Raw genomic sequence first — 16,254 nt, 5'->3', positions numbered from 1 at the left:
AATTCGAATGTCCTGATTCCAGTCTTTCCATTCGGCGCCTGAGGGAAAGTCCTTGCCTGCCAACGCGATTGCAGTTGGCATGAACTGTGCAATATTCAGTCATCCATCCTCAGGAGACAAAGAATGCACCGTCGTCATCTGGTCGCCCTCGCGGCCGTCGCCGCTCTGGGCGCCTCCGCGCTGACCACCCCCGCGCTCGCCCAGTCCAACGAGATTCGCATCGCCCACGTCTACAGCAAGACCGGCCCGCTGGAAGCCTATGGCAAGCAGACGCAGACCGGCTTGATGATGGGCCTGGACTACGCCACCGGCGGCACCATGGCCGTCAACGGCAAGAAGATCGTGGTCATCGAGAAAGACGACCAGGGCAAGCCCGACCTCGGCAAGTCGCTGCTGGCCGCGGCCTACGCGGACGACAAGGCGGCGCTGGCAGTCGGCCCCACCTCCTCGGGCGTGGCGCTGGCGATGCTGCCGGTGGCCGAGGAGTACAAGAAGATCCTGCTGGTCGAGCCCGCGGTGGCCGACTCGATCACCGGCGACAAGTGGAACAAGTACATCTTCCGCACCGGCCGCAACTCGAGCCAGGACGCGATCAGCAACGCGGTCGCGCTGGACAAGCCGGGCGTCAGCATCGCGACGCTGGCGCAGGACTACGCCTTCGGCCGCGACGGGGTGAAGGCCTTCAAGGACGCGGTCAAGAAGGCCAAGATCGTCCATGAGGAATACCTGCCGCAGAACACCACCGACTTCACCGCCGGCGCGCAGCGGCTGATCGACAAGCTCAAGGACCTGCCGGGCCGTAAGGTGATCTGGATCGTATGGGCGGGCGCGGGCAACCCCTTCAAGATCGCCGACCTCGACCTCAAGCGCTACGGCATCGAGATCGCCACCGGCGGCAACATCCTGCCCGCCATGGCCAGCTACAAGCAGTTCCCGGGCATGGAAGGCGCGACCTACTACTACTTCGGCATCCCGAAGAACCCGGTGAACGAGGCCCTGGTCGCGGCGCACTACAAGGAATTCAAGACGCCGCCGGACTTCTTCACCGCCGGCGGCTTCAGCGCCGCGATGGCGGTGGTGACGGCGCTCAAGAAAACGGGCGGCGACACCAGCACCAACAAGCTGATCTCGACAATGGAAGGCATGACCTTCGACACGCCCAAGGGCCCGATGACCTTCCGCAAGGAAGACCACCAGGCGCTGCAGAGCATGTACCACTTCAAGATCAAGGCCGACCCGGCCTTCGCCTGGGGCGTGCCGGAACTGGTGCACGAGATCAAGGCGTCGGAGATGGCCATTCCGATCAAGAACAAGCGCTGAGAAAAGCGAACGCCGGACGCAGTGGGCGCACTGCGTCCGGTACCCGCATCCTTCTTTCCCCCATCCCCATGCTCGAAACCAAGGATCTGACGATCCGCTTTGGTGGCCATGTCGCGGTCAACGCGGTGAGCTGCGCCTTCGCACCCGGCACGCTGACCGCCATCGTCGGTCCGAACGGTGCGGGCAAGACCACCTACTTCAATCTCATCTCGGGGCAGCTCAAGGCCAGTACCGGCACGGTGTCGCTCGACGGTCAACTGCTCTCGGGCCTGAGCGCCTCGGCGCGCACGCGAGCGGGGCTGGGCCGGGCCTTCCAGCTGACCAACCTCTTTCCCAACCTCACGGTGCTGGAGAACGTGCGCCTCGCGGTGCAGGCCACGCGCGAGGGGCCGCACCGGCGCGGACTCAACCTGTGGAGCATCTGGAGCGACCACCGCGCGCTGACCGAACGGGCCGACCAGATCCTGGCCGAGGTCGCGCTCAAGGCCAGGGAGCATGCGACCGTGGCCAACCTGCCGCATGGGGACCAGCGCAAGCTGGAGGTCGCGCTGCTGATGGCGCTGGAGCCCAGGGTGTTCATGTTCGACGAGCCGACGGCCGGCATGAACGCGGCCGAGGCGCCGGTGATCCTGGACCTGATCCGCGCGCTCAAGAAGGACCGCAGCAAGACCATCCTGCTGGTGGAGCACAAGATGGACGTGGTGCGCGAGCTGGCGGATCGCATCATCGTGCTGCACAACGGGCAGCTCGTGGCCGATGGGGAGCCCGCGGAGGTGATCGCCTCGCCGGTGGTGCAGGAGGCGTATCTGGGCGTGGTGAAGGAGCAAACCCGATGAGCGCGAACTTGCTGACGCTGGAAGGCGTTCATACGCACATCGGCGCCTACCACATCCTCCATGGCGTCGACCTCGCCGTTCCCAAGGGCCAGCTCACCATGCTGCTGGGCCGCAACGGCGCCGGCAAGACCACCACGCTGCGGACCATCATGGGCCTGTGGCATGCCTCGCAAGGGCGCGTGCGCTTCGGCGAGCGCGATATCACGGCCCTGCACACGCCGCAGATCGCCGATCTCGGCATTGCCTACGTGCCCGAGAACATGGGCATCTTCTCCGACCTCACGGTCAAGGAGAACATGCTGCTCGCGGCGCGCGGCGCGAAGAACGCCGAGCAGATGGACGAGGCTCGCCTGAAATGGATCTTCGAGCTGTTCCCCGCGGTGCAGAAGTTCTGGAACCATCCGGCGGGCAAGCTCTCGGGCGGGCAGAAGCAGATGCTCGCGGTCGCGCGCGCGATCGTCGAGCCGCGCGAGCTGCTGATCGTCGACGAGCCCAGCAAGGGCTTGGCGCCCGCGATCATCAACAACATGATCGAGGCCTTCGGCGCGCTGAAGAAGAGCGGCGTGACGATCCTGCTGGTCGAGCAGAACCTCCATTTCGCGCAGCGCCTGGGGGATACGGTCGCGGTGATGGACAACGGCCGCGTGGTGCACAGCGGCAGCATGGCGGCTTTTTCGGCCGACGAGGAACTGCAGCGCTCGCTGCTGGGGTTGGCCTTATGAAACTCGACTTCGACTGGAAGCCGCTGCTGCTGGTCCCGGTGCTCGCGCTCGTCGCGCTGCCGCTGACCGGCTCCTTCTCGACCTGGCTCACGCTCACCGTCGCCGGCCTCGCCATGGGCATGATCATCTTCATCATCGCCTCGGGCCTGACGCTGGTGTTCGGCCTGATGGACGTGCTCAATTTCGGCCATGGCGTCTTCATCGCGCTGGGTGCCTTCGTCGCCAGCACGGTGCTCGGCGGCATGGGCGACTGGACCGGTTCGCAGGAGGTCTGGCGCAACCTGGTCGCGGTGTTCCCCGCGATGCTGGTGGCGATGGCGGTGGCCGGCGCGATCGGCCTGGCCTTCGAGCGCTTCATCGTGCGGCCGGTGTACGGCCAGCACCTCAAGCAGATCCTGATCACCATGGGCGGCATGATCATTGGCGAGGAGCTGATCAAGGTGATCTGGGGTCCGGGGCAGATCCCGCTGCCGCTGCCCGATGGGCTGCGCGGCTCGCTGCTGGTCGGCGATGCGGCGATCAGCAAGTACCGCCTGCTCGCGGTGGCGGTCGGGCTGGTCGTCTTCGGGGTGCTGGCCTGGACGCTGGCGCGCACCAAGATCGGCCTGCTGATCCGCGCCGGCGTGCAGGATCGCGAGATGGTGGAGTCGCTGGGCTACCGCATCGGGCGGCTGTTCATCGGCGTCTTCGTGGTCGGTAGCGCGCTGGCCGGGCTGGGCGGCGTGATGTGGGGGCTGTTCCAGCAGAACCTGATCCCGCAGATGGGCGCGCAGGTCAATGTGCTGATCTTCATCGTGATCATCATCGGCGGACTCGGCTCGACCACCGGCGCGCTGATCGGCGCGTTGCTGGTCGGCTTGCTCACCAACTACACCGGCTTCCTTCTGCCCGTGGCCACCCAGTTCGCCAGCATCGCCCTGATGGTGGCCGTGCTGCTGTGGCGGCCGCAAGGCGTGTATCCGGTTGCGAGCAGCCGGTGAAGAGGGCGACATGATGCTGAGCCGCCTCCTCTCCAACGAGCTCCCGCGCAGCCGCGTCCTGGCCGTGCTGCTGGTGCTGCTGCTGATCGGGCTCGCCTTCGCGCCCTTCGTCTTCCCGGGCGTCAAGGCGCTGAGCGTCGCGGCCAAGGTGCTGGTGTTCATCGTGCTGGTCGCGAGCTTCGACCTGCTGCTGGGCTACACCGGTATCGTGAGCTTCGCCCACACCATGTTCTTCGGCATCGGGGCCTATGGCATCGCGATCTCCGCGACGCGGCTGGGGCCGGGCTGGGGCGCGTTGCTGCTGGGGCTGGGCGCGGCGCTGGTCGTGTCGCTGCTGCTGTCGCTCGCCATCGGCCTGTTTTCGCTGCGCGTGCGGGCCATCTTCTTCGCGATGATCACGCTGGCAGTGGCCTCGGCCTTCCAGACGCTGGCCTCGCAGCTGTCGGATTTCACCGGCGGCGAGGACGGGCTGACCTTCAAGCTGCCGGAGCTGATCTCGCCGTCCTTCGAGTTCGCCGAGGAGCCATTCCTCGGCGTCTCGCTCGACGGCCGCCTGCTGTGCTACTACCTGCTCTTCGTCGCCGCGGTGGTGCTGGTGCTGGCGCTGCTGCGCATCGTCAACTCGCCGTTCGGCCGCGTGCTGCAGGCCATCCGCGAGAACGAGTTCCGCGCCGAGGCCATCGGCTACCGGGTGGTGGTCTACCGCACCACCGCCTCGGTGCTGTCGGCACTGTTCGCCACGCTGGCCGGCGCGATGCTGGCGATCTGGCTGCGCTACAACGGGCCGGACACCTCGCTGTCCTTCGAGATCATGATCGACGTGCTGCTGATCGTGGTGATCGGCGGCATGGGCACGATGTACGGCGCGGCCATCGGCGCCGCGCTCTTCGTGGTGGCGCAGAGCTACCTGCAGGACCTGCTGCGGCTGGGCAGCGAGGCGGTAAGCAGCGTCTCCTGGCTGGCGGCGCTGCTGTCGCCGGACCGCTGGCTGCTCTGGCTGGGCCTGCTCTTCGTGCTCTCTGTCTATTACTTCCCGACCGGCATCGTCGGCCGGCTTCGCGCGAGGGCCCAGCGATGAACGCACCGACATCGAACTACCTGCAGATCGCCGGCCGCGAGATCCACTGGATGGACTGGGGCGGGCAGGGCGATCCGGTGGTCGTCGCCTGGCACGGCCTGGCGCGCACCTGCCGCGACATGGACGAGCTGGCCGTGCATTTCTCCGAGCGCGGCTTCCGCGTGGTCTGCCCCGACACCCTCGGCCGCGGATTGAGCCAGTGGAGCCCGGTGCCCGACGACGAATACCAGCTGGCCTTCTACGCGCGCCTCGCGGCGGGCCTGTGCGATGCGCTGGCGCTCGAGCGGGTGCACTGGGTCGGCACCTCGATGGGCGGCGCCATCGGCATGGTCTGCGCGGGCGGGCTGGTCGAGCCGCGCATGAAGGCGCGCATCGCCAGCCTGGTGCTCAACGACAACGCGCCGCAGATCGCGGATGCGGCGGTCGAGCGCATCCGCTCCTATGCCGGCCAGCCGCCGGCCTTCGACACGGTGACCGAGCTCGAGGCCTTCTTCCGCACGGTCTACAAGCCCTACGGCTGGCTCAGCGACGCGCAGTGGCGGCGCCTGGCCGAGACCTCCACGCGGCGCCTGCCCGACGGCCGCGTGACACCGCACTACGACCCGGCCATGGTGCGGCAGTTCGTCGCGCACCCGGAGGACTACGTGCTGTGGCCGCACTACGATGCGATCGAAGTGCCGCTGCTGTGCCTGCGCGGGGTGGATTCCGACCTGGTGCTGCCCGAAACGCTGGCCGAGATGCAGCGCCGTGGCCCGGGGGCGGCAGGGCGCCTGCAGATCATCGAGGTGCCGGGCTGCGGTCACGCGCCGGCGCTGAACGTGCCCGCTCATCTCGAGCCGATCGAGGCCTTTGTCCGCGCCGCCGGCGCGTAGTGCACAAGCTCGCCACAATCGGACCCCGAATCAACTCGGAGTCATCGATGGCGCTCTCGTTCTACGACATCTCGGTCCCGGTCTTTCTCCGCGGACTCGGCCAGCTTTCGCATCTGCTCGACAAGGGTCTCGCGCATGCGCAGGCCTCGGGCATCGATCCCACGGTGCTGGTCAATGCGCGGCTCGCGCCCGACATGTTCACGCTTGCGGGCCAGATCCAGAGCGCGAGCGACGCTTCCAAGCTGGGCACGGCGCGGATCGCCGGCCTCACGGCGCCGAGCTTTCCCGACACCGAGACCACCTATCCGGAATTGCAGGCCCGCGTCGCGAAGACGGTCGACTATCTGCAGAGCGTGGACCGCGGGTTGGTCGACGGCTTCGAAGACCGCCCCGTCACGATGAAGGCACGCGGCAACGAACTGAACTTCACCGCGCAGCGCTACGTGCTGCAGTTCGCGCTGCCCAACTTCTTCTTCCACGTGACCACCGCCTACGACGTGCTGCGGCACAGCGGCGTACCGTTGGGAAAGATGGACTACCTGGGGCGGTTCTGAGGAATACGGGATTCAGGCCCGAGTCGGCCACCCGCTCAGATGGCGCTCGGCGATGGCCGCCAGCGCCGTGATCCAGTCGCCGCGGTCGTTGAGGCAGGGAATGTAGTGGAACTCCTTGCCGCCCGCCTGCAGGAAGGCGTCGCGGCCTTCCATCGCGATCTCTTCCAGCGTCTCCAGGCAGTCGGCCGGGAAGCCGGGGCACAGCACGTCGACGCGCGCGACGCCCGATGCGCCCAGCTCGCGCAGCGTGGGCTCGGTGTAGGGCTCCAGCCATTTCGCGCGGCCGAAGCGTGACTGGAAGGTGACGCTGTACTGCGACTCCGCAAGTCCCAGGCGTTCGACCAGGAGGCGCGCCGTCGTCAGGCAATGCGCCTGGTAAGGATCCCCGAGGCGGATGTTGCGTTCCGGAATCCCGTGGAAGCTCATCAGCAGCCGGTCGGGCCGGCCATGGTGCTTCCAGTGGTCCTCGACGCTGCGGGCCAGCGCCTCGATGTAGAGCGGCTCGTCGTGGTAGTCGTTGACAAAGCGGAACTCCGGCACGCGGCGCATGCGCGCGCTCCAGGCATTGACCGCATCGATCACGCTGGCGGTGGTGGTGCCGGAGTACTGGGGGTAGGCCTGCAGCACCAGCACCCGCGTCACACCTTCGGCCTTGAGGGCATCGAGCTGCGCAGCGATCGAAGGCTGGCCGTAGCGCATGGCCTCGCGCACCGTTACGCGGTGGCCGCGCTCGCCCAGCCAGCCGGCCAGCAGCCGGGCCTGCTTCTGCGTCCAGACCTTCAGCGGCGCGCCCTCGGGCATCCAGACGCTGGCGTACTTGGCCGCCGACTTGGCCGGCCGCGTGCGCAGGATGATGCCGTACAGGATCGGCGCCCAGAGCGCCTTCGGAATCTCGACCACGCGTGGGTCGCCGAGGAAGTCGGCCAGGTACGGACGCACCGCCCGCGCGGTGGGTTCGTCGGGCGATCCGAGGTTGCACCAGAGCACGGCAGTGCGCTCCTGGTCTTGGGCGGCAGGAGCTTCGGGGCGAAAAGGCATGCGCTATTCTCGGCCATGCCCCATGCCACCCCCGACTCACCGGCGCTCGACGTGAAGCGCATTGCCGCGATCTCCCTCGACCTCGACGAGACGCTCTGGCCCATCTGGCCCACCATCGAGCGTGCCGAGCGCGCCCTCCACGAATGGCTGCTGCGCGAGGCGCCGAAGACCGCGAACCTGCTCATCACACCCGGCGTGCTGCGCGAACTCCGCGAGGCCACCGAGAAGGAGCGTTCCGACCTGGCGCACGACCTGAGCGCGCTGCGCCGCGAATCCATCCGCACCGCGCTCAAGCGCGCGCACGAGGACCCGGCACTGGCCGACCCGGCCTTCGAAGTCTTCTTCGCCGAGCGCCAGCGCGTGACGCTCTACGACGACGCCTTGCCCGCGCTCGAATGGCTCAGCGAGCGCTACCCGCTCGTCGCAGTCTCCAACGGCAATGCCGATATCCACTTGGCCGGGGTGGGGCGCTGGTTCCGCGCCGCCTTCAGTGCCCGCGAGTTCGGCCGCGGCAAGCCGCACCCGGCGATCTTCCGCGCCGCTGCCGCTTCGGTCGGGCTGCTCCCCGAGAACGTGCTGCATGTCGGCGACGATGCGGCGTTGGATGTGGTGGGCGCCCTCGGCGCGGGCATGCAGGCGGCCTGGCTGGTGCGCGAGGAACGGCCCTGGGAGCACGACGCGCGGCCGCAGCTGATCGTGCCCGACTTGCATGCGCTGTGCCGGGCGCTGGATCCGGCCTGAGGATTTCCCGCATCCATTCGGCGGAACTTCTGCGGACGAGGAGGCCCTGAAGGGCTGGCCGCGCCGACGTGACGCGGCCTGTCTTCATCTCTTCTTCATAACTCCGGAAAGGATTCCACCGAATGATCGACGCCCGCCGCCTGCCTGCATTTCTCCTTGCCTTTCTCACGCTGCTGTCGTTCGCCTTGCCGCTCGCGGCGCAGGCCCGCGAGATGGTCAGCGCCGTACGCGACGAGGTGAACCTTCGCAGCGGACCCGGCAGCCGTTACGACACGGCGTGGATCGTGAGCCGCGGCTATCCGCTCGAAATCGTCGGCCGCAGGGGTGCATGGCTGCGGGTGCGCGACTTCGAGAACGACCGGGCCTGGGTGCTGAGCTCGCGGACGAAGCGAACGCCCCATCACATCGTGACGGCGAGCGCCGCGAACCTGCGCAGCACGCCGAGCACGCGAGGCCGCATCGTTGGCAAGGCGCGCTACGGCGACGTGCTGCGCACGTTGCAGCGCCGCGGCGAATGGGTCAAGGTGCGCCTTGCCCGCGGCACCACGGGCTGGGTGGCGCGGCGGCTGCTCTGGGGCTGGTAGGAAGGCGCCGAGGGCCTGTCAACGCCCCGCGGCCGAGCGGTTCAGCGCATCGCTCAGCGTGTTCTGGATATTGAGGTTCTTGATCATGCCCATCGCGTTGCTGCGGGCGTCGATCACGGTCTGGTTCACGATGTGCTGGTTGTTCAGCGTGTTCTGGATGATCGTGCCCGTGCCGCCGGCCAGCACGTCCCTCGCGACGCTGTTGCCCGGCCCGACCTGGACCAGGTTGAGGGCCGTCATCTGCCGGGCGAGCTGGGTGGCCTGCGCCGGCGTGAGGTCGGCAACGCGGCCGAAGTTGAGAGAGGTCTGGGTCACCAGGTCGCCGTTGACGTAGACGGCGCGGGTGATGCCGAAGCTCACCAGCAGGCCGCCGCCGACGTCGAAGCCGCCGCGCTGGCTGTCCAGCGTACGGTTGCTCACCGCCTGCCAGATCGCATCGGCTCGCGCCGGGAGCGCCGGGGCCAGGCTGAGCAGGGCGCCCAGCAGCAGCGGCGCGGCGCGTCTGACAAGGCAACCTTCGCCTCCACCTTCGCCTTCGGCTGCGGTGCGAGCCTCTTCGGGCGGCGGTGCGGGGCTCATCAGAACTCCCCTGGCCCCAGCTTTGGCAGCGTGATGCCGGCCATGCCGTCGCGATTGACACCGCCGCCCAGCGGCGCGCGCGGCGCCACCCGCCAGTCGGACGCGAGGTTGAAGCGCGCCTTCTCCATCCGGTTGTGGATCACGAAGAGCAGGCCGTTCTTCCAGATCGCCTCGAAGGCCTCGCGACGCATCGCGCGCGTGCCCTGGGCCGGGTCGCCGATCAGCACGCGGTCGCGCTGCACGCCCTTGATGACGACGAAATGGTGGTAGCCGTTCTCGTTGATCAGCACGATTGCGGGTACGCGCGCCTCGTTGAGCTTGTCGAGCGGCTGCTCGAATCCGTCGGCCTGGAAGCCGTGCGCCGCCAGGAAGTTCTTCATGTCGAGCAGCGAGAAGCCCTCGCGATGGATCTTCTGCCGGTTGCCGCGCGCGTACATCTGCTCGAACACCACCTGCTCCGTCACCGGATAGCCGTAGTGATGGGTGAGCAAGGTCGCGACCGCCGCCGACCCGCAGGAGAAGTCGTACTTCTGCAGCAATGTGCTGGCCAATCGCGCCTGGCGCATGCTGGTGACCGGCATGATGACGTCGCCCGAGCCCATTGCGGGCAGGTGCGCGAGCTGAGCCGCGGCCGGGCCGGCGGCCGGGAGGGCGAGGGCGAGGGTGAGCAGCAGGCTGCGCATCGCCGCTTCCTCAGTTCATCTGCAGGTGCAGGATGACCGCGTTCTGGATCAGCACGTTGGCGCCGGTGTTCTGAATCACCACCGGCAGGCCGTTCATGTTGGCGAAGGAGCCGGAGCTGATCGCGTTGTTGCCGGTCGCAACGTTGTGCGCCGCGTTGCCGGCGGTGACGCCGCTCAGTTCCATCTCGTTGCTGACCGACTGCCCGCCTCGGTACTTGTCCAGCGCCTTGGCGTCGACGGGTTTCCAGGGCGCATTCGTTTCCTTAGGCGCCACCGAGGTCTGCGCCGCAGCGGCAGCCGCGAGCGCGAAGGCCAGCAGGATCGCGCCGGCGGATCGGGAGAGTGCGATGGATTTCATGGTGTCTCTCCGGCGGACAAGCGGCAACCGTCCGCGCGGCCGCAGCATTGCTGCAGGCCGCGCGGAGGTCCTCCGCTCTCTCCGCTAACGTCTAGCGTCCCACGGACAGGTTGGCCTGCACATTCACGCTCTGCTGGACCAGCGACGAGAGGCCGCTGTTCTGGTTCGCGATCATGATGCCGGCGGCCGACTGCCCGACGCTCGTCATGGTGTTCGACATGTTGAAGGTGCCGGCGTTGACCGTGTTGGTCCCGCCCGCGCCACCCGTGCCGCCTTCGCCCACGCCGCCGGTGCCGCCATGCGCGGTGTTCGTGCCGCCGCTGCCCGCGCCGCCCGCTCCACCGGTGCCGCTGCCGCCCGAGCCGCCGCTGCCCGCGGTGTTGTTGCCGTTGCTGGCGCTGCCGTTGGTGGCGCTGCCGTTGGTCGCCGCGCCGCCGGCGCCGCCGGTGCCCGCGCCGCCCGTGCGGCTGCCGCTGTTGGTGCTGGTCGCCGTGCCGCCCGCGCCGCCTGCGCCGCCCGCACCGGACGAGGCTGACGCCGCCGCATTGCCTGCGCCGCCCGCGCCGCCCGCACCGGTCGTGCCGGCGGTGCCATTGGCCTCGCCGGCCGAACCACCGCCCGAGCCGGCGATACCGTTGCCGTTCGCGCTTGGGGAACCGCCCGTGCCGTTGGCACTGCCGGACGAGCCGCCGTTGCCGCCGCTGCCGCCGGCTGCCGCCGCGTCTGCAGCGCCGTCGCCACCGCTGGCGCCGTTCGCGCGCACGAGGCCGCTGGCATTCAGGCCGTTCGCTCTGCCCCCGTCGCCCCAGCCGCCGCTGCCGGCGCGGGCGCTGCCATTGGTCGCGCTGCCATGGTTGATCGCGCCGTTGGATGCGGTGCCGCCCGCCGCGCCAACTGCGCCATTGCCGACCGCGCCGTTGCCGCCCTGGCCGCTTCCACTGGCAGTGCCGCCGCGGCCCACGCCGCCATAGCCGCCCTTGCCGTCGCCGCCTGCAGCCGAGCCGACGTTGAGGGCATGGTTGCCGATGCCGTAGATGCTGTTGCCGCTCACCGTGCCGCTGAGGTTGCTGCTTGCCGTGGCCTTCGTCACGTTGAAGGCGTTGCTGAAGGTGCCGGTGGAGCCGTTGTTGAGCGCCGCCGAGCGCGTGGCGTTGGCATAGGCGTCACCCGAGTCCTTGTTGGTGCTGCTGTCGGTGCGCGTGCTTGTGCGCGTGCTGGTGCTCGTGCGTGTACTTGTGGCAGTGCTCGTGTTGTCGCCCTCGCCAGTCAATTGAAGCGAGAGTCGGTCCGAGTCGTTGGCGAGCGCAGTACCACTGAACCCGAACGCAACTGTCAGGGCCGAAGCCAGGATTGTCTTCTTCATAAGGTCTCCAACTGTTGATGGACAAAGCTCAGAATGAATTGCGTCGCCGCAATCGCAGGGCACCGTGCAACTTCGATGCCAGTGGCTTGCGGCTCGTTGCGAACCTTGCCTTTTCCGAGGGAAGAGGTGCATGCACGGAGCGCCCGCAACTCCTCGTTCCGGGCCGCAGGGCGCTTGCGAATTGCGATTTGTCACGAAGAGTTGACGGTAGTCCCGGCATGGCGTGCAGGCCGCCGGGGGTGTCTGGCTCGGTGAACTGCCGGGCCGTCTGGCACGCTATGCCCTTCGGCCGTCTCGCGGCTGTGACAGCCCGCTCGAACAACATCGCCTTCGCGCCCCGGGCGCAGCGACTGCAATCCGGCGTCTGGCCTTGCGATGCGCCGCGCTTCGAACCGGTTTGTGCGCGAGGGCCGAGTGCATCAGATCTGAGACACCCCGCCGGCCGAGGAGCCGTCATCATTACCTTTGTTTTCAACTTGCATCTTGCAGCGATTTGAAAGATGCGTTTACGCTTCGGCGCGACATCACCCGCAGCGAACAAGCAACAAGGGAGGGGTCACATGGAGACGAGTCACCCGTGCAGGACGCTGGCGTTCCTTGCCTGTTCGTCGATGGTCATGTCCGGCGCCGTCGCACAGGCGCAGGGCGGAGCGGCCGCTCGGACGCAGAGCACCGCCAAGCGCGTCGAGGCCCTCCAGCAGCAGTTGCAGGAGCAGGGTCGGCAGATCGAAGCGTTGCGGCAGCAGGCGCAGGAACAGGAGGCCCACTACCGCGCGCTGCAAGAGCGCCTGCAGACCCAGGAGGCGCGCAGTGCACCGCAGCGGACCGAGGTGCCACTTCCGACCTCTCCCACCCCCGCGGCCGCCACGGCTGCAGCGCCAGACACCGGAACGCGGCCCGTGCGCGTCGGCGTGGCGCCCAGCACCGAAGGGTCAGCGATGCCCGAAGTCGCGCCGCTGTTCGACCAGCCGGGCATCCTCACGCCGCGCGGCAAGTTCGTCTTCGAGCCTTCTCTGCAGTACGCGTATTCGTCGAACAATCGCGTCGCCCTGGTGGGCTACACCGTGATTCCTGCCTTGCTGATCGGCCTGGTCGATGTGCGGGAGGTCAAGCGCAACACGGTGACGGCGGCGGCGACCGGGCGCTGGGGCGTCACGAACCGGCTCGAGCTCGAGGCCAAGATTCCCTACGTCCATCGTTCCGACTCCACCATCAGCCGCGAGATCTTCACCGGCTCGGCCAACGAGCGCGTGTTCGACACGCGGGGCAACTCGATCGGCGACGTCGAGCTGGCGGCGCGCTACCAGCTCAACGAGGGCAAGGGCGACTGGCCCTACATGATCGGTTCGCTGCGCTTCAAGACCCGCACCGGCAAGGACCCCTTCGAGGTGGTGACCGACTGCGTCACGCGCTGCATCGGCAACACCACCGGAACCGGCCTGCCGCTGGACCTGCCGACCGGCTCCGGCTTCTATTCGCTGCAGGCGGGGCTGACCTGGCTGATGCCCTCCGATCCGGCCGTGTTCTTCGGCAGCTTCACCTACACCTACAACGCGGGCCGCGACAACCTCAGCCGGGTGGTGCTCAACGGCGAGCGCGAGTTCACGGCAACGTCAAGCCGGGCAACGTCTTCGGCGTCAACTTCGGCATGGGGCTGGCACTCAACGAGCGTTCCTCCTTCAGCGTCGGCGTGGACCTGAACTCCATCGGCAAGACCACGCAGAACGGCATGCCGGTCGTGACATCGGTGCGCACGCAGCTGGCGTCGCTCCAGCTGGGCTATGCCTATCGCATCAGCGACAAGACCTCGCTGAACGTGACGGTAGGAGCCGGGCTGACGCGCGACACGCCCGACCTCACCCTGACCGTTCGGCTGCCGATGTCCTTCTAGTTCTCAAGCGCGCCATGCAGCACCTCACCCTCCTGTACGTCGCACTCGGCGGCGATTCACGCGAACTGCGCGACGCGCTGCTTGCCGGCGGCTGGGAAATTGCGCAGGCCGCAGACCTGGCAGCCGCGAGCCGGCTGCAAACGCATCGGCGCTTCCCGGTAGCACTGCTGGTCATCGGCGATTCGCTGCCGGTGCCGGAGGCGGCGATCGAGGCCTGCGTCAATGCCTCGAAGGGCACCGAGTGGGTGGTGGTGTGCGGGCCCTGCGCGTTGGAGTCCCCGGGCTTTCGCGACCTGGTGCTGGGCTGCTTCTTCGACCACGCGCTATTGCCGCCGGACGCTCGCGAGCTGACGCTCATGATGGAGCATGCCGCCCGCCGCGCGCTGCTGCGGCGACGGCACGAGACCCAGACGCATGCGGCCGACACGCTGGGCATGGTGGGGCAGGGCCCGGCCATCACGCGCCTGCGCAAGCAGATCCGACGGGTGGCAGCGACCGATGCGCCGGTGCTGATCGGCGGCGAGAGCGGCAGCGGCAAGGAGCTGGCGGCGCGCGCCATCCATCAATGCTCGCTGCGCTCGGCGGGGCCTTTCGTGGCGGTCAATTGCGGCGCCATCTCTCCCTCGCTGATCCAGTCGGAGCTGTTCGGCCACGAGCGCGGCGCCTTCACCGGCGCTTCGTCGGAGCGCCGCGGGCTGATCGAGGCGGCCAATGGCGGCACCATCTTCCTCGACGAGATCGGCGACCTGCCGCTGGAGCTGCAGACCAACCTGCTGCGCTTCCTGCAGGAGAAGACCATCAGCCGCGTCGGCGGCGTACGCAGCCTGCGCGTGGATGTCCGGGTGGTCGCGGCCTCGCACGTGGACCTGGCGGAGGCGGTCGCCGTGGGGCGGTTCCGCGACGACCTGTTCTACCGGCTCAACGTGCTGTCCCTCGAACTGACGCCGCTGCGCCGCCGGATGGAGGACGTGCCAATGCTTGCGGAGCACTTCTTCCGGTGCTGCGCGGCCACCGGCAAGACTCGCGTGCAGGGCTTCAGCCGGCAGGCGCTGTCGGCCATGATGGCGCACGGCTGGCCCGGCAACGTGCGTGAGCTCTACAACCGCGTGCAGCGGGCGGTGGTGATGAGCGAGCTGCGGCTGATCGGCCCGGCCGACCTCGGGCTGGCCGAGGTGGAGAGCCCGGCATGCCTGGAGCTGGATACGGCCCGTACGCTGGCCGAGCGCGACGCCATCTGCCTGACGCTGACGCGCGTGGGGCGCAACGTGACGCGTGCGGCGCGCGAGCTCGGCGTGTCGCGCATGACCCTGTACCGCCTGATGGTCAAGCACTGCATCTCGCCGGCCGCGCCGCAGGCCCCCTATGCGGGCCCGAGGGCCCCGGCGGCCTTGCCGCTGCGCACCGCGCCTTCGATCGTCGCCGGGTAGGGACCCTCGACATAGTCGCCGCAAGCCAGGAGGCCCGCCGCGATGCGGGCGGGCGGGCGCTCGAGCCCCGGCGTGCAGGCGAAGGTGGCGCGCTTCTCGACAACCGTCAGCAGCGGCTGCAGATCGGCAAGCCCGAGCTGCTCGCGGGCCTGCGCCACGACCTGCTGCTGCAGCAGCTCGCGCGCCTCGCTGCTGGCGCTGACCACGAAGGCCAGCAGGCCCTGCGGGCCGCCGAGCTGACCGCGGTCGAAGACGAACTGGGCGGGCGCGCCGGCGGACGATCGCAGCGCGAGCAGCGGCTCGGGGAGCGCCGCGCCACCTGCGACGTAGACGGTGGCGATGGCTTCGTGCTCCAGCGCCTGGGCCGATCGCGACCAGCCGGCGGCCTCGAGCAGGCCGGCGCATTCTGCGAGGCGCGCGGCCTCCCAGGGCGGGCAGGCGAGCACCACGCGGTCGAAGCGCTCGCCGTCGACCTGCCAGCCCGTGTTGTCGCGGCCGATGGCTTGCACGCGCTTGCCGGTGTGCAGCCGCGTGCCGTGCTTCGCCAGCCAGTGCGCCGCCGCGTCGGGCAGCAGGGCGCCCAGGTCGACGCGAGGCAGGAGCAGGTCGGCGCCGCCGCGTTCGGTGAAGAGGGCATCGTGCAGCACGCGCAGGAAGACCTGGCCGCTGGCGCGCTCGAGGGGCGTGTTGAGTGCCGAGATGCACAGCGGCTCGACCAGCTCGCGCCGCACGCGCGGCGTCAGGCCAGCGCACAGCTGGTCGACCGAGGTCTGCGGGTCACAGAGAAAGCCAGCTGCGCGCCATGCGAGCGCGCGGCGCGCCAGTGAGGCCTTGTCGCGCCACGACCAGCCGCGTGCACCGAGGATGCCGGCCAGCAGGTCCAGCGGCGGCGGCCAGCCGGGCGGCACGGCGAGCCCGCCGCCGTCGGCGAATCGCAGCCGCAGCGGCATCCGTTGCAGCACCGCCTCGGGATCGATGCCCAGCTCCCGCATGAGGCCGAGGGTCGCGCTGTAGGCGCCGATCAGGATGTGCTGGCCGTTGTCGAGCACGACCGGTTCGCCGCCCGGCAATTGCGCGGGCAGGGCGCGTGCGCGGCCGCCGAGGGTGCGCGCGGCCTCGAACACGGTCACCGCGTGGCCGGCGCGCGTGGCCTCGATGGCGCAGGCCAGGCCGGCCCAGCCTGCGCCGATGACGGCGATGTTCTTCGTCACAGGCGGCCGCCGCCGGG

The 16,254-nt window shown here is 68.9% G+C and carries 16 protein-coding genes and 1 pseudogene; 11 read left to right on the top strand and 6 right to left on the bottom strand.

Going from position 1 to position 16,254, the window contains the following annotated elements; all coding sequences use genetic code 11:
• The first annotated feature begins 123 nt into the window (after nucleotides 1–123).
• From E5P3_RS16440 to E5P3_RS16410, 7 genes are all read left to right on the top strand, one after another.
• Nucleotides 124–1,320, top strand: a complete 1,197-nt coding sequence (locus tag E5P3_RS16440; protein ID WP_162586944.1) for a substrate-binding domain-containing protein — start codon at nucleotides 124–126, stop codon at nucleotides 1,318–1,320.
• A 68-nt stretch (nucleotides 1,321–1,388) separates the two neighbouring features.
• Nucleotides 1,389–2,156: an ABC transporter ATP-binding protein gene (locus tag E5P3_RS16435; protein ID WP_162586943.1), complete on the top strand. Its 768-nt coding sequence runs from the start codon at nucleotides 1,389–1,391 to the stop codon at nucleotides 2,154–2,156.
• A complete protein-coding gene (locus E5P3_RS16430) occupies nucleotides 2,153–2,878 on the top strand; it encodes an ABC transporter ATP-binding protein (protein ID WP_162586942.1) in 726 nt (241 codons plus the stop codon). The genes E5P3_RS16435 and E5P3_RS16430 overlap by 4 nt, the downstream gene beginning before the upstream one ends.
• A complete protein-coding gene (locus E5P3_RS16425) occupies nucleotides 2,875–3,858 on the top strand; it encodes a branched-chain amino acid ABC transporter permease (protein WP_162586941.1) in 984 nt (327 codons plus the stop codon). The genes E5P3_RS16430 and E5P3_RS16425 overlap by 4 nt, the downstream gene beginning before the upstream one ends.
• Before the next feature lie 13 nt (nucleotides 3,859–3,871).
• Entirely contained in the window at nucleotides 3,872–4,936 is a 1,065-nt protein-coding gene (locus tag E5P3_RS16420; protein ID WP_174263140.1) for a branched-chain amino acid ABC transporter permease, read from the top strand.
• Nucleotides 4,933–5,808, top strand: a complete 876-nt coding sequence (locus tag E5P3_RS16415) for an alpha/beta fold hydrolase (protein WP_162586939.1) — start codon at nucleotides 4,933–4,935, stop codon at nucleotides 5,806–5,808. Before E5P3_RS16420 ends, E5P3_RS16415 begins: the two co-directional genes overlap by 4 nt.
• A 47-nt stretch (nucleotides 5,809–5,855) precedes the next feature.
• Entirely contained in the window at nucleotides 5,856–6,362 is a 507-nt protein-coding gene (locus E5P3_RS16410) for a DUF1993 domain-containing protein (protein WP_162586938.1), read from the top strand.
• A gap of 12 nt (nucleotides 6,363–6,374) precedes the next feature.
• Here the strand turns inward: E5P3_RS16410 and hemH are convergent, their stop codons facing one another.
• On the bottom strand, nucleotides 6,375–7,400 hold the full coding sequence (gene hemH, locus E5P3_RS16405; protein WP_162586937.1) for a ferrochelatase: 1,026 nt from the start codon (nucleotides 7,398–7,400) through the stop codon (nucleotides 6,375–6,377).
• Between the two features lie 15 nt (nucleotides 7,401–7,415).
• Here hemH and E5P3_RS16400 point away from each other — a divergent pair, with 15 nt between their 5' ends.
• Complete coding sequence (locus E5P3_RS16400) at nucleotides 7,416–8,141, top strand: HAD family hydrolase (RefSeq protein ID WP_162586936.1); 726 nt, start codon at nucleotides 7,416–7,418, stop codon at nucleotides 8,139–8,141.
• 122 nt (nucleotides 8,142–8,263) lie between these two features.
• Nucleotides 8,264–8,725: an SH3 domain-containing protein gene (locus E5P3_RS16395; RefSeq protein WP_162586935.1), complete on the top strand. Its 462-nt coding sequence runs from the start codon at nucleotides 8,264–8,266 to the stop codon at nucleotides 8,723–8,725.
• Between the two features lie 18 nt (nucleotides 8,726–8,743).
• Here the strand turns inward: E5P3_RS16395 and E5P3_RS16390 are convergent, their stop codons facing one another.
• The 4 genes from E5P3_RS16390 to E5P3_RS16375 all read right to left on the bottom strand — a co-directional run bounded on the left by E5P3_RS16390 (nucleotide 8,744) and on the right by E5P3_RS16375 (nucleotide 11,708).
• Nucleotides 8,744–9,304 (bottom strand): hypothetical protein, encoded by a 561-nt coding sequence (locus E5P3_RS16390; protein ID WP_162586934.1) that lies wholly within the window; start codon nucleotides 9,302–9,304, stop codon nucleotides 8,744–8,746.
• Nucleotides 9,304–9,987 carry a C39 family peptidase gene (locus E5P3_RS16385; protein ID WP_162586933.1) on the bottom strand — a complete coding sequence of 228 codons (684 nt, stop codon included), beginning with the start codon at nucleotides 9,985–9,987 and terminating at the stop codon, nucleotides 9,304–9,306. Before E5P3_RS16385 ends, E5P3_RS16390 begins: the two co-directional genes overlap by 1 nt.
• 10 nt (nucleotides 9,988–9,997) lie before the next feature.
• Nucleotides 9,998–10,345: a hypothetical protein gene (locus E5P3_RS16380; protein WP_162584105.1), complete on the bottom strand. Its 348-nt coding sequence runs from the start codon at nucleotides 10,343–10,345 to the stop codon at nucleotides 9,998–10,000.
• Between the two features lie 91 nt (nucleotides 10,346–10,436).
• Complete coding sequence (locus E5P3_RS16375; RefSeq protein ID WP_162586932.1) at nucleotides 10,437–11,708, bottom strand: hypothetical protein; 1,272 nt, start codon at nucleotides 11,706–11,708, stop codon at nucleotides 10,437–10,439.
• 560 nt (nucleotides 11,709–12,268) lie between these two features.
• Between E5P3_RS16375 and E5P3_RS16370 the strand changes: the two are divergent.
• Together E5P3_RS16370 and E5P3_RS16365 are read left to right on the top strand one after the other, a co-directional pair.
• A pseudogene (locus tag E5P3_RS16370) lies at nucleotides 12,269–13,599 on the top strand (transporter).
• 14 nt (nucleotides 13,600–13,613) lie between these two features.
• Nucleotides 13,614–15,026: a sigma-54 interaction domain-containing protein gene (locus E5P3_RS16365; protein ID WP_162586931.1), complete on the top strand. Its 1,413-nt coding sequence runs from the start codon at nucleotides 13,614–13,616 to the stop codon at nucleotides 15,024–15,026.
• On the opposite strand, the gene hpnE is transcribed toward E5P3_RS16365, so the two are convergent.
• Entirely contained in the window at nucleotides 14,960–16,237 is a 1,278-nt protein-coding gene (gene hpnE, locus E5P3_RS16360; RefSeq protein WP_232073162.1) for a hydroxysqualene dehydroxylase HpnE, read from the bottom strand. The genes E5P3_RS16365 and hpnE overlap by 67 nt on opposite strands.
• Nucleotides 16,238–16,254: the final 17 nt, after the last annotated feature.

Origin of the sequence: Variovorax sp. RA8, assembly GCF_901827175.1 — a bacterium.
GTDB lineage: Bacteria > Pseudomonadota > Gammaproteobacteria > Burkholderiales > Burkholderiaceae_C > Variovorax.
The sequence above is the reverse complement of the archived record's forward strand: the minus strand, read 5'-3'. Positions and strand labels throughout refer to the sequence as shown.

Excerpts from the sequence above, each read along its gene's own strand:
- E5P3_RS16440 (WP_162586944.1), top strand. The coding sequence starts at position 124 with ATGCACCGTCGTCATCTGGTCGCCCTCGCGGCCGTCGCCGCTCTGGGC.
- E5P3_RS16425 (WP_162586941.1), top strand. The coding sequence starts at position 2,875 with ATGAAACTCGACTTCGACTGGAAGCCGCTGCTGCTGGTCCCGGTGCTC.
- E5P3_RS16380 (WP_162584105.1), bottom strand. The coding sequence starts at position 10,345 with ATGAAATCCATCGCACTCTCCCGATCCGCCGGCGCGATCCTGCTGGCC.
- E5P3_RS16415 (WP_162586939.1), top strand. The coding sequence starts at position 4,933 with ATGAACGCACCGACATCGAACTACCTGCAGATCGCCGGCCGCGAGATC.
- E5P3_RS16390 (WP_162586934.1), bottom strand. The coding sequence starts at position 9,304 with ATGAGCCCCGCACCGCCGCCCGAAGAGGCTCGCACCGCAGCCGAAGGC.
- E5P3_RS16430 (WP_162586942.1), top strand. The coding sequence starts at position 2,153 with ATGAGCGCGAACTTGCTGACGCTGGAAGGCGTTCATACGCACATCGGC.
- E5P3_RS16435 (WP_162586943.1), top strand. The coding sequence starts at position 1,389 with ATGCTCGAAACCAAGGATCTGACGATCCGCTTTGGTGGCCATGTCGCG.
- E5P3_RS16410 (WP_162586938.1), top strand. The coding sequence starts at position 5,856 with ATGGCGCTCTCGTTCTACGACATCTCGGTCCCGGTCTTTCTCCGCGGA.
- E5P3_RS16385 (WP_162586933.1), bottom strand. The coding sequence starts at position 9,987 with ATGCGCAGCCTGCTGCTCACCCTCGCCCTCGCCCTCCCGGCCGCCGGC.
- hemH (WP_162586937.1), bottom strand. The coding sequence starts at position 7,400 with ATGCCTTTTCGCCCCGAAGCTCCTGCCGCCCAAGACCAGGAGCGCACT.
- E5P3_RS16420 (WP_174263140.1), top strand. The coding sequence starts at position 3,872 with ATGCTGAGCCGCCTCCTCTCCAACGAGCTCCCGCGCAGCCGCGTCCTG.
- E5P3_RS16400 (WP_162586936.1), top strand. The coding sequence starts at position 7,416 with ATGCCCCATGCCACCCCCGACTCACCGGCGCTCGACGTGAAGCGCATT.
- E5P3_RS16375 (WP_162586932.1), bottom strand. The coding sequence starts at position 11,708 with ATGAAGAAGACAATCCTGGCTTCGGCCCTGACAGTTGCGTTCGGGTTC.
- E5P3_RS16395 (WP_162586935.1), top strand. The coding sequence starts at position 8,264 with ATGATCGACGCCCGCCGCCTGCCTGCATTTCTCCTTGCCTTTCTCACG.
- E5P3_RS16365 (WP_162586931.1), top strand. The coding sequence starts at position 13,614 with ATGCAGCACCTCACCCTCCTGTACGTCGCACTCGGCGGCGATTCACGC.